Genomic DNA, 13,858 nt, shown 5'->3' with positions numbered 1-13,858 from the left:
AAAGGGGATGGGGGGCCAAGCGCGCCGTGCCGCCGAATCACCCAGCCGCCCCCGGTGCGCTGAAGCGCACCCTACCCCAGCGGCAGGCCGCCCAGCCTAGCGGGTGCCGTCGCCCATCTTGACGGCGATGGAACTGGCCGCGTCGCGCAGGCGCGACAGATGGAGGCGCGCGAAGTCTTCTTCGCTCATCGCGGTGCCGATCCAGACAACGTTGATCGCCGCGATCGGTTCGCCGAAGACCATCACCGGCACGGCCATCGCCATCACCTTGGCCTCGCTGGGGGCAGTGACGAAATAGCCGAGTTGGCGCGTTGCATAGCCGCGCGCGCGGGTCTCGTCGATCAGGGTCTGAACGGCGGCGCGGTCGCGGGCCATGCTCTCGGGGCGGGCGCTGTTGTGGGACAGTTCTGCAAGGATCTCGTCCAGCCGGGCAGGACTGCTCCAGGCCAGAATCGCGCGGCCCATCGCCGAAGGCAGCACGTGAATATGCCGGGCGACAACGTCGCGGTTGACGACAAAGGGTGACAGGCGGCGCGAGCTTTCCAGCACCCGGATGCCGCCCTTGTCATAGATGCCCACGTCGGATGGCCAGGCGATCTTGCCGCAGAGTTCGTCCAGCACCGGGGCGACGGTATCGGCCAGAATATCGCTGCGCGGGTCGCCGCCGTTGAAGCGGCTGAGGCTGGCCTGCCAATGCCCGTCGGTCCGCCGCCGCCGGGCAAACCCGCCGGTGCGCAGAGTCTCGAGCATGCGCAGCAGGGTGGATTTCGGCAACTCGGTGCGCTGTGCGAGGTCAGTCAGCGAATAGGCCCCGCCGCCTTCGAGGATGCCCAGCACCCTGAGGCCGCGTCCAAGCGATTCGATCTGCTTGACCATGGGCGCTGCTCCTCCGACTCCCTGTGCCACAGTGTGAAACTTGCCACGAAACGAGTTGGGGCGCGAGGGGGGCTGTGCCTATGATCGGGGCAGGAGGAGTTTCCATGTCAGACACCACGGCGCGCAGGCCGCTGCGCACGGTCGTGATCGCCGTTCAGGCGGTGGGGGCCATTGTTTTGGCGCTTATCGGCATCTGGGTTGCGGGATTCGGCAGTTTCAACGAGACGCTGTTGCGCGTCGGAACCTATGCGTTGGCGGCAGCCATTGCGACCGTAACGGTGGCCGCCGTCCGGTTCGACGGCCCGAAATGGGGGCGTTGGCTGTGGGCGCTGGATATTGCCCTGCTCGCCGGTCTGGCGCTGTCGGTCACGCGCTATTTCGAGATCGGCACAGCGCTGGAAACCGGTCTGTATTTCTTTTCCAAGCAAGATATCTGGGTGGGCGTCATCGGTCTGGCCGTGCTGCTTGAAGCGACGCGCCGGGCCTTTGGCTTGCCGCTGGTCATCGTGTGTCTGCTGACACTGGGCTATGCACTCTATGGCGACAGCCTGCCGTGGATTTTCCGCCATGGCGGCTATTCGCTGCAACAGGTGATGCAGGTCGTCTGGTACTCGTTCGACGGGGTGTTCGGCGGGCCGCTATCGGTCGTGGTGACGCTGATTCTGGTCTATATCGTCTTTGGTGCCCTGCTGGAGGGCATTGGCGCGGGGCCGGTATTGCTGAAATTCGCCTTCGCCGCCACCGGACGTTTCCGCGGTGGCCCGGCCCATGCGGCGATTGCCGCCAGTGGCGTGTTTGGCACCATGTCCGGTTCGGTCAGCGGCAACGTGGTGGGCACCGGGGTGATGACCATTCCGATGATCATCCGCCGGGGGTTTCCGCCGCGCTATGCGGGCGGGGTTGAGGCAGCGGCCAGTGCGGGCGGGCAGTTCATGCCGCCGATCATGGGGGCTGTGGCCTTCATCATGTCGGATGTGACGGGGATTCCCTATCTGACCATCTGTATCGCGGCGTTGTTGCCCGCGCTGTTCTATTACGTCTCGCTCTTCGTGGCCGTGCATCTGGAAGCCGTGCGCCGGGGGATCGAGCCCTTGCCGAAGTCCGAGATCCCCAAGATCGAGCGCCACGACTGGTGGATGGCCTTGTGCTTCGTCGTCCCGCTGGCGGTGATGGTGACGGTTCTGTTGTCTGGACGCTCGGCCGCGATGGCCGGATTTCTGGCGGTGCCGATTGCCGTGGTGCTGGGCTTTATCCTGAACCCCGAGCTGCGCCGCAAGCCGATGATGCTGATCGAGGCGTTGCGGCAGGGCGGGCAGGCATCGGCGCAGATCCTCGTTGCGGTGGCGTCCATCGGCATCGTGATCGGGGTGATGAACATGACCGGACTGGGCCTGCGCTTTGCCGGTGTGATCCGGGTCATCGCCGGGGATTCGCTGTTTCTGGCGCTGGTGATGATGATGCTGGGCTCGCTGGTGCTGGGCATGGGGATGCCGACGGTTCCGGCCTATCTGATCGTCATTCTGGTGATGGGTCCGGCGATCGAGCATATGGGCGTGCCGATGCTGATCGCCCACCTGTTCGTGGTTTATTACGGCGTGCTCAGCGCGATCACACCGCCGGTGGCGATTGCCGCCTTTGCGGCGGCGCCCATCGCGCGGGCCAATCCCGTGCTGATCGGGATCGACGCCTGCCGCGTGGCGCTGATCGGCTTCGTGATCCCCTTCGCGCTGGTCTACAACCCGTCGCTGTCGCTGGTCATCGGCTTTGACTGGGTGAGCTTCCTGTGGATCTGCCTGCGGCTGTCGCTGGCGATCTGGATGTTCTCGACCGGGTTCACCGGCGTGTCCTCGGCCCGGCTGGGCATGGGGCAACGCGCCCTGCGGCTGGCGCTGGGCTTTGGCGTGCTGGTGCCGGACATGTGGGTCGAAGTGGGCGCCACGGCGCTGGCGCTGGGGCTGGTGGCCCAAGACACGATCCGCCGCGAAAGACCCGTGGCGGCCTGACGGAGAAAGCGGGCGGGAGGCCCGCGCAACTGGGAGAAAAGACAATGAAACTGAGACACACGATTGCCGGTTTCGCGCTGGGGCTTGCGGCCCTTGCCGGACCCGCTCAGGCGCAGGAATACTTCCGTCTGGCAACGCTTGGCCCTGGCTCGTCGCCCTATCTGGTGATGAGCACCTTCGCGCAGATCGTCAATGACGCGCTGCCCGATGTCGAGGTTCAGGTCAACGCCACGGGTGCCGCGACCCAGCATGCGCTGGAAGCAGGCGCGGGGCAGCTGGACTTCTTCATGTGGTCGGCCAGCGTGCACCAGCTGATGATTGGCGGTCAGGCGATGTACGCCAATATCCCGCAGGCGGCCGAGCTGTCGACGCATCTGCGCGCCGTTCTGGCCTTCCCGCTGGGGCCGTATCACATCACCACTTACGCGGATTCCGGCATCGAATCGCTGGATGATCTGCGCGGACATTCCGTCTTCCTCGGCCCGCCGGGTGGCGGCGCAACGGCGATCATGCAGCGCACGGTCGAGGCTGCGACCGGGCTGGTCGCGGGCACCGATTATGATCAGGTGCAACTGGGGTGGGACGCTGCTGCGCAGGCGTTTCAGGACGGGCGGATCGACGTTTACATCAACTCGACGCTGGCCCCCTCGCCGGTGATCCAGCAGATGGCGCTGACCCGCGATATCCGCTTTCTGGGCCTGACGCCTGAACAACTGGCGATGCCGGCGGTGCAGGCAATCATGAACCGTCCGGGCGGCGTGCTGGTCGAGATCCCGGCAGGGATCTATGGCGACGGGCAGGTCAACACCGAGTCGGTGACGGTCCCCGGTTCGATCGTCGGCATCGGCGCGGGCGAACATGTCGATGCGGACGTGGTCTATGCGATGACCAAGGCCTTCTGGGAAGGGGTTGAGGGCATGGGTTCCTCGGCACCGTGGCTGCGCGCGATCCAGCTGGATCATGCGCTGGACGCGCTGAACCTGCCGCTGCATCCGGGGGCGCTGCGCTATTACGAAGAGATCGGGATGGAGATCCCCGACGCCCTGCGCCCGATGTAAGCGAGCCGGGTTGAACACGATAAGACGGGGGCGGGCGACTGCCCCCGTTTTGTTTGGCCCCGCTTTGCGTGACAGCGGTGCGCTGAAGCGCACCCTACCCCAAGCAGCGTAGGGTGCGCTTCAGCGCACCGATCCGGGCGCCAGTCCCAGATAGCCGTTGGCGGCACGCGTCATTCGCTCGGCCAGCGCCACGGTGTCGCTGTCGCCCGCCATCACCGCAGCATCCGCCCAGCCGGTCACCATCGCCGCCAGATCGAATGCCGCCTGTCGCGGGTCCGCGACGCCGCGCTGCGCCAGCACTTTCACCACCAGCGCGTCGATCTGCGCCTTGAGCGCGGCGGTTTCCGCATCCAGCGCCAGTGTCTTCTCCGCAGCCTCCAGCCGCTGTGCGAGCAAGGGGCGGTGCGCGTGGTGCTTGAGCGAGGCCGCGATCAGCAGCGGCACCGTGGCGCGCAGGTCCAGCCCGGCGGCCTGCTGCACCGCGTCTTGCAGGTCTGTCAGCAAGGCGGCGCGCTGGGCGCGGACCAGTTCGGCCAGAATCGCCTGTTTGGCGGGGTAGTACTGGTAGAGCGAGCCGATGGAGACACCCGCCACCTCGGCAATCCGATTCGTGGTCAGGGCCTCAGGCCCCGCGCTTTCCAGAATGCGAGCCGTGGCTTCAAGGATCGCGGCGCAGGTGGCGTGCGCGCGTTGCTGGCGGGGGGATTTGCGCGGTGTCGGGGCGGTCATGGGATGCGAGTTGGAAAGCTGAGGGATTGCTCACATTCTGCCTGTCATCAATTGAAAGGACAAGCCGATGACCCTGACGTTCTTCCTTCTGCTCCGCGCCCGTCCCGAATGGCTGGCCCTTCCCCGCGATCAGCGCAATGCGCTGGGGGCCGAGGTGCTGGCGGCAACTGGCCTCGCCGAGCTTGGCCCGGTGCGGTTTTTCGATGCCGAAGCGTTCGGCACCCATTGCTCGGATGTGCTGATGGTTGAGACCGCGGACCTGCCCGGCTGGTCCCGCGCCATCGACCGGCTGCGCGATTCGGCGCTGCTGGCGGTGCCCTATTTCGAGCTGGTCGCGATCGTGCCCGCCATCGAAGACGGCTTTCGCCGCTACGCGCCCGAGGCCGCGTGATGGGTTTCGCGGGAAAAATCGTGCTGCTGACCGGCGCGTCGCGCGGGATCGGGCGGGCGATGGCGGCGCAATTGGCGCAGGCGGGCGCGCAGGTGCTGGCGGTGGCGCGCCAGCCGGTGCCGGGTTTCGACAGCTTTGCCGTCGATCTGGCCGAGCCGGGCGCGGCTGAGGCCATAGCGGATTGGGTGGCGCGCGCGCATCCCGACTGCTCGGTCCTGATCAACAACGCCGCCGTGATGGAGCACACCCGGTACACCACCACCGACCCCGCCCATGCCGCCGCGATCAGACGCGAGGTGGCGATCAACCTGACCGCGCCCATTGGCATGTGCGTGGCGATGCTGCCGCATCTGCCACCGGGCGGGGTGATCTGCAACGTCACCTCGGGGCTGGCGATTCAGCCGACGGCCGAGGCCGCGACCTACTGCGCCACCAAGGCCGGTCTGCGCGCCTTCACCAAGGCGTTGCGCTATCAGCTCGACGACGCGCAGCGCGGTATTCAGGTGAGCGAGGCGATCATGACGCTGGTCGATACCACGCTGTCGCACGGCGATCCGCTGCGCAAACTTGCGCCCGAGGCGGCAGCGCGCGAGGTTCTGGCGGGGATCGCGGCGGGCAAGCGCGAGATCTGGGTCGAGCGCACGAAGCTGCTGCGGGTGGTCAACCGGATCTCGCCGGGCATGGCGGCGCGGATCTTGCGCTAGATATGGGCGATCAGCCAAGCGCGCAGCGGCTCGAAAGCCGTCATCTCACCGGCCAGCCGCTGCGGCGCGTCAGCGCCAAAGGCCGCGTCAACACCAAGGCTATCGTTCCACACCGCCAGCGATTTGTGCCGCAGCAGTTGGGCATTGGGGTGATCGGCGTCGAAAGGCGCGGGCGTGCGTTTCAGCTCGGGCGCGCTGATCCGCAGCCCCTTGGCGCGCATCGCATCCAGCCGTTCTGCCAACTCGCTGCCCGCCGGGCCATCAACCGCCGCGCGCCAGCGCGACAGCAGCGCGGGCGGGAACGCAAAGGCGCCGAAACCCAGCGTCAGCTGCCCTGGCTCCAGCCCGACCATCCATGCGAAGGGCACGTCAGGGGCGGTAAAGCTCAGGTGGACATGCGTGTTGTAGGGCGTCTTGTCCTTGGCAAAGCGCAGATCGCGATTCAGGCGATAGAACTTGGCGGTGACCGGCCCGCCCGCACGGCGCTCAAGCTCGGCGCTGAGCGCATCGCAAAACGCGCGGACCGGGCCCGCGACATGGGCGTCATAGCGCCCGCGATGGGCGATGAACCAGTCGCGGCTGTTGTTGGCGCGCAGGTCGGTCAGGAAGGTGAGGGTTTCGGCATCGAACATCGGCGGCCTCCTGCGTTCAGGATGCCGCGCGGCGGCTCATCGGTGCAAGAGGTAGATGTCCATGATCCAGCCATGCTGCGCCCTGAGGGCGGCGCGGGTGTCGAGGATCTGCTCGGCAACCTCGGCCAGCGGCCCGTGGATCAGCGCCTGATGCGGCATGCCCAGATAGGCGCCCCACCAGATCGTCACGCCGGTTGGGTCCAGCGCTGAAAACGCCCCGCCCGCATCCAGCATCACCGCCACGGCATCCGCGCCCGCGGGCCAGCCGCCATCGCGCAGCCGTCGCCCGGTGGTGATCACCACCGGCGCGCCAAGGTCGTTGAGCGGGATGGCGTGGGCAGCGGTCAGCACCGACAGCGAGGTCACGCCGGGCACCACGCGCGGCGTGATCCCCAGCCGGGCCGCGATGCGCAGGGTGGAATCGTAGAGCGAGGGGTCGCCCCAGACCAAGAGCGCGACGCGCCCGCCATTCGGCAGATGCGCGTCGATCGTGGCTTTCCAACGGGCGGCTATGGCGTCGTGCCAGTCGTTGACCGCGTCGAGATAGGCTGTGTTGGCGTCGCGCAGGGGCAGGTCGAACTCGACCACCCGCGACAGATCGGTCAGGTGGGCCGCGCAGATCTGGCGGCGCAGGTCCGCCAGATCGCTTTTCTCATCGCCCTTGCGGGGCAGAAGGATCAGATCGGCTTGCGTCATCGCCCGGATCGCCGCCAGCGTGACGTGCTCAGGGTCGCCGGTGCCGATGCCGATCAGATCCAGCGCGATCATGCCGCCGCGCCACGGTCCCATTGCCGCCCGGCCAGCCAGCCCAGCACAACCCAGACCACCAGACCAACGCCCAGCACGCGCGACGAGAAGATCGCGCCCACTTCGGTCGGGGCATAACCGTAATAGGCATCCAGAAGCGGCGCACCGATGACATGCGGCAGCGCCAGCAGGACGATCCCGGCCACGACGGTCAGGATGCTGCGGCCATAGGCCAGCAAGGCCAGCCCGCCGCCGGTGGCGACAACCGTGCCCCACCACCAGATCTGGCGCGATGTCAGATCAGCGGCAGCGCTGCCCGGCAGTTCAGGGGCCAGCCCCATGCCCGGCGCCATCTGGAAGGCGACGAACCCGGCCAGACCCCAGAGCGCACCCTCGGTCGCAGTGATCTTGCGGCCAAACTGCGCGGCGATGGCAAAGCCTGCGGTCAGCAGCATGCCGTAGGCGACATAGAGCAGAACCGTGAAGCCCACCGTCAGCGCGTTGCGCTGCAGGACGCTCGGCTCATCGCCATGCTCGTGGCTGCCGTGATCATGCTCTGCCACGGCGGCATGATCCTCGGTGGCGTGATCGGCAGGCGTCTGGAAATGCACCAGCTCGCCGGTTTCATACTGTTCGCCCAGCAGGATATAGCTTTGAACAAACGCGAAATGCAGCACGGCTGCAAGCAGCCCCGCCGCAATACCGGCGATCAACGCGCCGGTCATCATTTTTTGAAACATGTCAGGCTGCGCTGCTCAGTGGCAGGGGAAGCCGGTGGCGTGACGCATGTCATGCGCCGCGTCATGCAGGGTCGCCGATTGCGCGTGGCCGACGGCCAGCAGCACGGTCAGACCGATCACGGCCATGCCAAGGATCGGGGCCAGCAGCGATTGGGTTTTGGTTTGGGTCGTCGTGGTCATGTTTACTCTCCTTGCCGTCCCTCCGACGGCGATTTCCAGTTCTCGCGTGTCTGGCCGGTCTCCTGGCTCGCGGGTCGCTGCGGACTGCCGCCTTCCCGTCCCGGCTGGAACAGTGGCATGATGGCAGCCAGCTCGTCGCTGACAGTCGCGGGGGCGGCCGGGGCATTTCACCCCGTTCCCGTTTCAGCCCCAAGGCGGGGCACCTGACCGGTCCACAATTGCCGGAAGAGACCCCTGCGGTCAAGGCGGATCGCGGCACTGCGTCAGCCGTTCGCGACGTTTGGGCGTTTGGTGTCGCTATCCGGGGATGCGGGCCAGTGCCTTGAAGCGCAGAGCGCCCAGCGGACGGGCATCGGCGAACTGCCCGTCGGGGGATTGGGCGTAGAGCCGGGCAAAGCGGGTGAGGTCGGCCAGATCCGCCTCGGTCAGATCGCCGAACAGATAGGCCGTCTTGCCGGGTGCGCGGAATGCCACCGAGGAAGGGCGCATGCAGCCCGAGAGGCACTCGACCGTGCCCACCTCGGCTGAGACGCCTGCCGCGTCCAGCGCCTGTGCCAGCTTTGGCGTAAAGCCCCCGCGCCCCAAAGCGCAGGTATGGCACAGGGTGACCTTCATACTGACAGCGGCCCGTACAGGATCAACCCCGGCGCGCGCCCGTCGGCCTGCTCGAGCACCGCCGCCAGTCCGGCCACGGTCGAGCGGGTCAGGCGCTGGTCGGGGTGGCTGACGTTTTCCGCCAGCAGGGCAGGGGTGTCGCCTGGCAGGCCTGCCGCCAGAAGCATCTCGGCCAGCTTCGCGAAGGTGCGCTTGGGCATGAAGACCACCGTGGTCGCCTGTGGATCGGCCAGCGCGGCAAGGTTCAGCCCCTCGGGCAGCCCGCCGGTCACATCATGCCCGGTCACATACTGTACGCGCCGCGCCTCCAGCCGCCGGGTCAGCGGGATGCCCGCCGCCGCCGCCGCCGCCGAGGCCGAGGTGATGCCGGGAATGATCTCGAACCCGATCCCCGCCGCCCGCAGCGCGGTGATCTCTTCCTCAAGCCGCCCGAAGATCCCCGGATCGCCCGATTTCAGCCGCACCACCCGCGCGCCGCCTTGGGCGTAATCGACCAGCAACCGGCTGACATGGTCCTGCTTGGGCGAGGGGCGGCCCGCCCGCTTGCCCACCGCGACCAGCTCGGCCGCCGGATTGGCCAGCTCCAGAATCGCCCCCGCCGACAGGTCATCAAACAAGATCGCCTCGGCGGCCTTTATCCGGTTCACCGCCTTCACGGTCAACAACTCAGGATCGCCCGGACCCGAGCCGACAAAGGACACGAACCCACTCATCCCCGCCCTTTCATCTTGCTGAAAATACGCATCTTTTTCTTAAACCCCGTCCTGCGCGATCAGGTGAAAGAACGTCCCCGTCACCCGCCCGCGCCGCGATCCCGTCTCTGGCACCGCCGCGCCCTCGGCATCGGTTACCGCCGCCAGCGGCGCATCCGGTTGCTCCAGAATCGTCGAGTAATGGAACTCGTGCCCCCGCAGAACCGCCCCCGCTGCAAACCCCGGCATATCCGCCGTCAGCACCGCACGGCGATAGCCCAGATGCATCTTGCGCGTCTCATAGCTGGTGACCAGTCCCAACAGCCCGGCCATCCGGTGCCGCGTGCCCGCCTTGTCCACCAACCCCTCACCCAGCGCCATATACCCCCCGCATTCGCCATGCACGGGCCGGGTCTCGGCATGAACGCGCAGCGCCGCGCGGAACCGGTCAGCGCCAGCCAGAACGCCTGCGTGCAGTTCAGGATAGCCGCCCGGCAGCCAGACCAGATCGGCGCTGCTGTCAGGCGCCTCATCCGCCAGCGGCGAGAACGGCAGGATCTCGGCCCCCGCGCGCCGCCAGCCCTCGACCTGATGCGGATAGGCAAAGGAAAACGCCGCATCCTGCGCCAGCGCAATGCGCTGCGCCGGCGGGCTAATGCGCAACCCCGTAGGGTGGGTTTTCAACCCACTTGCCGCCCCACCTCCCGCCGCCGCCCGGATCGCACCCAGATCGACATTCTCGCGCAGGAACGCTGCATAATCCGCAATCGCGCGGTCCAGATCGGGATGTTCGACCGCCTGCACCAGCCCCAGATGCCGCTCGGGCAGCTTTAGATCGCCGCGCCGGGGCAGCACGCCCAGCACGTTGAGGCCCACCGCCTCCATCCCCAGCCGCGCCAGCCGCTCGTGCCGGGGCGAGGCAACCCTGTTCAGGATCACCCCCGCAAACGGCAGATCAGGCGCATATTTCGCAAATCCCAGCGCCGTCGCAGCCGCACTCTGCGCCTGTCCCGACACGTCGATCACAAGCACCACCGGCCAGCCCATCCGCCGCGCCGTCTCGGCGCTGGACCCGTGCCCGGTCGCGCCCGCAAAGGCTACACCGTCGTAAAGCCCCATCGAGCCCTCAGCGACGACAATATCCGCCCCCGCCGCCTCGGCCGCGATGGCGTCGAACAGCCCCGGCCCCATCGACCACGTATCCAGATTGAACGACGCCCGCCCGCAAGCCGCGCGGTGAAACGCAGGATCAATATAATCAGGGCCGGATTTGAACGGCTGCACGACCAGCCCGTCCTCGGACAGCGCGCGCAACAGGCCCAGCATGACCGTGGTCTTGCCGGTGCCCGAGGCGGGGGCCGAGATCATCAGACCCGGGACGCTCATTCCTTGCTGTCCGCATAGATCGAATCGGCGCTTTGCGGGCGGAAACGGCGGTCGTATTCCGTTGCATAGAGGCTGCTTTCGGCAAAGCCTTCCCCAGCCAGTGCCCGCCCCACAAGGATCAGTGCGGTGCGTTCCATCGACCCGGCGACCAGCGCCTCGATGGTTTCCAGCGTCCCGCGCACGATGCGTTGTTCGGGCCAGCTCGCCCGCCAGACCACCGCCACCGGGCAGTCCGCGCCATAGCCCGGCGTCAGATCGGTCACGGTCTGCGCAAGGTTATGGATCGACAGATGGATCGCCAGCGTCGCCCCGGTCGCCGCGAAATTCGCCAGCGTCTCACCCTCGGGCATCGCGCTGGCACGGCCCGGCGTGCGGGTCAGCACCAGCGATTGCGCGATGCCCGGCAGGGTCAGTTCCGTACCCAGCGCCGCCGCCGCCGCTGCAAAGGACGGCACCCCTGGCGTCACGGTAAACGGAATGCCCAACGCCTTGAGCCGCCGCAACTGCTCGCCCATCGCCGACCAGACCGATAGATCGCCCGAATGCAGGCGCACCACGTCCAGCCCTTCGGCATGCGCCGCGCTGATTTCCTCCATGATCTGATCCAGCGACAAGGGCGCGGTGTTGACGATCCGCGCGCCTTGCGGGCAGTGGCTCAGGATCGCCTCGGGCACCAGCGAGCCCGCATACAGGCACACCGGGCTGGCCGCGATGATGTCGCGGCCACGCAGGGTGAGCAGATCGGGCGCGCCCGGTCCGGCGCCGACGAAGTGTACGGTCATGGGTTTGGTCCTTTCGCGATGGCGCAGGTTGCCAGCCGGTCGGCGGATATCACGCGGCCGGCCAGCAGATACGCCCCCGGCCCGGCGGCGGCAAGCGCGCAGGCCTCGGCGACGCTGCCGGTCTGGCGCGCGGCAAGGCTGGCGGGGGATTGGGTTTCGGTCTCGGGCAGCGGGCCAGAGACGGGGATCAGTGGCAGGTTCAGATGGTCTGCCAGTGCTTCGAGGGTGGGGGCCTTGTCCGCCAGCGTCGCCAGCGCCTGCGGTTGCTGGCCGGTCGCGTGGAGCGCCGATTGCAGCGAGGCAAGCGTTGCGCTGGAAGTGAAACCGAACCCCGCGACGATCACAGCGTGACGCTCCACTGCACGATGGGATACGCCGACTTCCAGCCCCGCCGCGTGCCCAGTGCCGCCGCCTCGGCCAGTTCGACCCTCAGCAACGAACCACCCTTCGCCGCCTGCCATTGCGCCAGCAACACCTCGGACTCCAACGTCACCGCATGCGCCACCAGCCGTGTTCCCGCCCGCAGCTGCGCGAACAGCGCCTCCAACAACGCCTGCGACAGCCCACCTCCGATGAACACCGCATCCGGCAAAGGCTGCCCGTTCAACACGTCCGGCGCGCGCCCCTCGACGATCTCCAGCCGCTCCACCCCCAGCGCCAGCGCGTTCTCCCGCGCCCGTGCGGCACGCGCAAGATCGCCCTCAAATCCAATCGCCCGCATCGACGGATGGCTCAGCAACCACTCGATCCCGACGGACCCCGACCCTGCGCCAATATCCCACAGCAACTCCCCGGCGCGCGGTGCCAGTGCCGACAGGGCCAGCGCCCGCACCGGGCGCTTGGTGATCTGCCCGTCATGCGCGAACCAGTCGTCCGCGCGGCCGGATGCCAATCCCAGCACCGCGCCATCCCCGGCAACCTCGATCCCTATCACAACCGGATGCCGCACATCCGCCAGCGCATACTCTCCGGCTATTACCCGCCGCACCCGCTCCTGCGGCCCGCCCAGCGCCTCCAGCACCTGCAAGACGCTCGCGCCGAACCCCGCGCCGTCCAGATACGCCGCCAGCCCCGCCACCGCCGCCCCGTCGCGCAGCGTCACCAACACCCGCGCCCCCGGTGCCAGCACCGGCCGCAACCGCGCAAGCGGTGCCGCATGCAGCCCCAGCACCGCCGTGCTCTCCAGCCCCCAGCCCAGCCGCGCCGCCGCCAGCGCAAAGCAGGACGGTCCGGGATGCGCCACCCACTCGCCCGGCTCCAACGCCCGGGCCAGCACCGTCCCGGCCCCGAACCAGAACGGATCGCCCGAGGCCAGCATCACCACCCGCCGTCCGCGCAGCGCGAGCAGGGGCGCGATCCCGTCGGCAAAGGGCACCGGCCAGACCCGCCCTTCCGCCGCCAGCCCCGGCAACAACGCCAGATGCCGCGCCGCGCCGGTGACAATCTCGGCCGCGTCCAGCGCGGCACGGGTTGCATCCGTCAGCCCGGCCAGGCCATCTTCGCCCAAACCCACGATGGTCAGCCACGGAGCCTCAGCCATGCCGAAAATCCTCGTCCTTGGGGGCACGACCGAGGCCAGCGCCCTTGCCCGCGCGCTGGCCGACGCGGGCCATGACGCGGTGCTGTCCTACATGGGCAGGGTCGAGCGGCCCAAACCGCAGCCGATCCCGGTGCGCATCGGCGGCTTTGGCGGGGTGCCGGGCCTGATCGCCTATCTGCACGACACTGCCATCACCCATGTGGTCGACGCTACCCATCCCTTCGCCGCGCAGATGAGCGGCAACGCGGTGCAGGCCTGCGCGCAAACCGGCGTGCCGCTGATCGCGCTGACCCGCCCGGCGTGGCAGCCCGGTCCCGGGGACCGCTGGCAGCGCGTGCCGGATATGGCGGCGGCGGTCGCGGCGCTCAGCGGGCCGCCGCAAAACGTCATGCTGGCTATCGGCCGCATGCATCTGGCCGAGTTCGCGCCCCAGCCCCAGCACCACTACCTGCTGCGTCTGGTCGATGAGCCGGGCGAAACACCGCCGCTGCCCCGTCACACCATCGTCGTGGACCGAGGCCCGTTCAGCGCCCAAGCCGACGAACAGCTGATGCGCGACCATGCCATCGACCTTGTCGTGTCCAAGAATGCCGGCGGCACCGGCTCGGTCTCGAAACTCGAAGCCGCCCGCGCGCTCAATCTCCCGGTCCTGATGATCGACCGCCCTGCCTTGCCGCCGCGCCACGAAACTCATGACATCGCAACGGTCCTCAACTGGCTGACCGCCTGACACAACTTTATGCCCAAAATATCCTCGGGGGGTGAAGGGCCGGAACGGCCCGA

17 protein-coding genes and 1 riboswitch are annotated in these 13,858 nt (G+C 67.9%); of the genes, 5 read left to right on the top strand and 12 right to left on the bottom strand.

Features of this window, described 5'->3' with window-relative positions:
• Positions 1–96 precede the first annotated feature (96 nt).
• A complete protein-coding gene (locus EAE28_RS23120; protein ID WP_127110766.1) occupies positions 97–876 on the bottom strand; it encodes an IclR family transcriptional regulator domain-containing protein in 780 nt (259 codons plus the stop codon).
• A gap of 104 nt (positions 877–980) precedes the next feature.
• Between EAE28_RS23120 and EAE28_RS23115 the strand changes: the two genes are divergently transcribed.
• Positions 981–2,879, top strand: a complete 1,899-nt coding sequence (locus tag EAE28_RS23115; protein ID WP_127110764.1) for a TRAP transporter permease — start codon at positions 981–983, stop codon at positions 2,877–2,879.
• Between the two features lie 44 nt (positions 2,880–2,923).
• Entirely contained in the window at positions 2,924–3,937 is a 1,014-nt protein-coding gene (locus EAE28_RS23110; protein ID WP_127110762.1) for a TAXI family TRAP transporter solute-binding subunit, read from the top strand.
• Positions 3,938–4,057: 120 nt separating this feature from the next.
• Here EAE28_RS23110 and EAE28_RS23105 read toward each other — a convergent pair whose 3' ends face one another.
• On the bottom strand, positions 4,058–4,666 hold the full coding sequence (locus EAE28_RS23105; RefSeq protein ID WP_127110760.1) for a TetR/AcrR family transcriptional regulator: 609 nt from the start codon (positions 4,664–4,666) through the stop codon (positions 4,058–4,060).
• Positions 4,667–4,733: 67 nt separating this feature from the next.
• Between EAE28_RS23105 and EAE28_RS23100 the strand changes: the two genes are divergently transcribed.
• Both EAE28_RS23100 and EAE28_RS23095 read left to right on the top strand, forming a co-directional pair.
• A complete protein-coding gene (locus EAE28_RS23100) occupies positions 4,734–5,057 on the top strand; it encodes a darcynin family protein (protein ID WP_127110758.1) in 324 nt (107 codons plus the stop codon).
• Positions 5,057–5,761, top strand: a complete 705-nt coding sequence (locus EAE28_RS23095) for an SDR family NAD(P)-dependent oxidoreductase (RefSeq protein WP_127110756.1) — start codon at positions 5,057–5,059, stop codon at positions 5,759–5,761. Before EAE28_RS23100 ends, EAE28_RS23095 begins: the two co-directional genes overlap by 1 nt.
• On the opposite strand, the gene EAE28_RS23090 is transcribed toward EAE28_RS23095, so the two are convergent.
• The 10 genes from EAE28_RS23090 to cbiE all read right to left on the bottom strand — a co-directional run bounded on the left by EAE28_RS23090 (position 5,758) and on the right by cbiE (position 13,075).
• Positions 5,758–6,393 carry a DUF2461 domain-containing protein gene (locus EAE28_RS23090; RefSeq protein ID WP_127110754.1) on the bottom strand — a complete coding sequence of 212 codons (636 nt, stop codon included), beginning with the start codon at positions 6,391–6,393 and terminating at the stop codon, positions 5,758–5,760. The genes EAE28_RS23095 and EAE28_RS23090 overlap by 4 nt on opposite strands.
• A gap of 36 nt (positions 6,394–6,429) precedes the next feature.
• Positions 6,430–7,161 (bottom strand): precorrin-6A synthase (deacetylating), encoded by a 732-nt coding sequence (cobF, locus tag EAE28_RS23085; RefSeq protein ID WP_127110778.1) that lies wholly within the window; start codon positions 7,159–7,161, stop codon positions 6,430–6,432.
• Positions 7,158–7,880, bottom strand: coding sequence for a CbtA family protein (locus EAE28_RS23080; RefSeq protein ID WP_127110752.1), 723 nt, complete (start codon positions 7,878–7,880; stop codon positions 7,158–7,160). Before EAE28_RS23080 ends, cobF begins: the two co-directional genes overlap by 4 nt.
• Before the next feature lie 15 nt (positions 7,881–7,895).
• Entirely contained in the window at positions 7,896–8,060 is a 165-nt protein-coding gene (locus EAE28_RS23075; RefSeq protein WP_127110750.1) for a CbtB domain-containing protein, read from the bottom strand.
• A 35-nt stretch (positions 8,061–8,095) separates the two neighbouring features.
• A riboswitch (cobalamin riboswitch) is annotated at positions 8,096–8,282 on the bottom strand.
• 75 nt (positions 8,283–8,357) lie between these two features.
• Complete coding sequence (locus tag EAE28_RS23070) at positions 8,358–8,675, bottom strand: DUF1636 domain-containing protein (protein ID WP_127110748.1); 318 nt, start codon at positions 8,673–8,675, stop codon at positions 8,358–8,360.
• Positions 8,672–9,388 carry a uroporphyrinogen-III C-methyltransferase gene (gene cobA / locus EAE28_RS23065; RefSeq protein WP_127110746.1) on the bottom strand — a complete coding sequence of 239 codons (717 nt, stop codon included), beginning with the start codon at positions 9,386–9,388 and terminating at the stop codon, positions 8,672–8,674. The genes EAE28_RS23070 and cobA overlap by 4 nt, the downstream gene beginning before the upstream one ends.
• A 39-nt stretch (positions 9,389–9,427) precedes the next feature.
• Entirely contained in the window at positions 9,428–10,753 is a 1,326-nt protein-coding gene (locus EAE28_RS23060) for a cobyrinic acid a,c-diamide synthase CobB (protein ID WP_127110744.1), read from the bottom strand.
• The gene (gene cobM, locus EAE28_RS23055; RefSeq protein WP_127110742.1) at positions 10,750–11,535 is read right to left on the bottom strand and encodes a precorrin-4 C(11)-methyltransferase; all 786 of its coding nucleotides are present in this window, start codon (positions 11,533–11,535) and stop codon (positions 10,750–10,752) included. Before cobM ends, EAE28_RS23060 begins: the two co-directional genes overlap by 4 nt.
• A complete protein-coding gene (locus tag EAE28_RS23050; protein WP_127110776.1) occupies positions 11,532–11,879 on the bottom strand; it encodes a cobalamin biosynthesis protein in 348 nt (115 codons plus the stop codon). The genes cobM and EAE28_RS23050 overlap by 4 nt, the downstream gene beginning before the upstream one ends.
• Positions 11,876–13,075, bottom strand: a complete 1,200-nt coding sequence (gene cbiE, locus EAE28_RS23045; protein WP_127110740.1) for a precorrin-6y C5,15-methyltransferase (decarboxylating) subunit CbiE — start codon at positions 13,073–13,075, stop codon at positions 11,876–11,878. Before cbiE ends, EAE28_RS23050 begins: the two co-directional genes overlap by 4 nt.
• Between cbiE and EAE28_RS23040 the strand changes: the two genes are divergently transcribed.
• On the top strand, positions 13,074–13,805 hold the full coding sequence (locus tag EAE28_RS23040; protein WP_127110738.1) for a cobalt-precorrin-6A reductase: 732 nt from the start codon (positions 13,074–13,076) through the stop codon (positions 13,803–13,805). The genes cbiE and EAE28_RS23040 overlap by 2 nt on opposite strands.
• Positions 13,806–13,858: the final 53 nt, after the last annotated feature.

The sequence above is a fragment of the Pararhodobacter zhoushanensis genome (assembly GCF_003990445.1).
GTDB lineage: Bacteria > Pseudomonadota > Alphaproteobacteria > Rhodobacterales > Rhodobacteraceae > Pararhodobacter > Pararhodobacter zhoushanensis.
The sequence above is the reverse complement of the archived record's forward strand: the minus strand, read 5'-3'. Positions and strand labels throughout refer to the sequence as shown.

Excerpts from the sequence above, each read along its gene's own strand:
- EAE28_RS23080 (WP_127110752.1), bottom strand. The coding sequence starts at position 7,880 with ATGTTTCAAAAAATGATGACCGGCGCGTTGATCGCCGGTATTGCGGCG.
- EAE28_RS23070 (WP_127110748.1), bottom strand. The coding sequence starts at position 8,675 with ATGAAGGTCACCCTGTGCCATACCTGCGCTTTGGGGCGCGGGGGCTTT.
- EAE28_RS23115 (WP_127110764.1), top strand. The coding sequence starts at position 981 with ATGTCAGACACCACGGCGCGCAGGCCGCTGCGCACGGTCGTGATCGCC.
- cobM (WP_127110742.1), bottom strand. The coding sequence starts at position 11,535 with ATGACCGTACACTTCGTCGGCGCCGGACCGGGCGCGCCCGATCTGCTC.
- EAE28_RS23100 (WP_127110758.1), top strand. The coding sequence starts at position 4,734 with ATGACCCTGACGTTCTTCCTTCTGCTCCGCGCCCGTCCCGAATGGCTG.
- EAE28_RS23105 (WP_127110760.1), bottom strand. The coding sequence starts at position 4,666 with ATGACCGCCCCGACACCGCGCAAATCCCCCCGCCAGCAACGCGCGCAC.
- cbiE (WP_127110740.1), bottom strand. The coding sequence starts at position 13,075 with ATGGCTGAGGCTCCGTGGCTGACCATCGTGGGTTTGGGCGAAGATGGC.
- EAE28_RS23040 (WP_127110738.1), top strand. The coding sequence starts at position 13,074 with ATGCCGAAAATCCTCGTCCTTGGGGGCACGACCGAGGCCAGCGCCCTT.
- EAE28_RS23095 (WP_127110756.1), top strand. The coding sequence starts at position 5,057 with ATGGGTTTCGCGGGAAAAATCGTGCTGCTGACCGGCGCGTCGCGCGGG.
- EAE28_RS23090 (WP_127110754.1), bottom strand. The coding sequence starts at position 6,393 with ATGTTCGATGCCGAAACCCTCACCTTCCTGACCGACCTGCGCGCCAAC.
- cobF (WP_127110778.1), bottom strand. The coding sequence starts at position 7,161 with ATGATCGCGCTGGATCTGATCGGCATCGGCACCGGCGACCCTGAGCAC.
- EAE28_RS23120 (WP_127110766.1), bottom strand. The coding sequence starts at position 876 with ATGGTCAAGCAGATCGAATCGCTTGGACGCGGCCTCAGGGTGCTGGGC.
- cobA (WP_127110746.1), bottom strand. The coding sequence starts at position 9,388 with ATGAGTGGGTTCGTGTCCTTTGTCGGCTCGGGTCCGGGCGATCCTGAG.
- EAE28_RS23110 (WP_127110762.1), top strand. The coding sequence starts at position 2,924 with ATGAAACTGAGACACACGATTGCCGGTTTCGCGCTGGGGCTTGCGGCC.
- EAE28_RS23075 (WP_127110750.1), bottom strand. The coding sequence starts at position 8,060 with ATGACCACGACGACCCAAACCAAAACCCAATCGCTGCTGGCCCCGATC.
- EAE28_RS23060 (WP_127110744.1), bottom strand. The coding sequence starts at position 10,753 with ATGAGCGTCCCGGGTCTGATGATCTCGGCCCCCGCCTCGGGCACCGGC.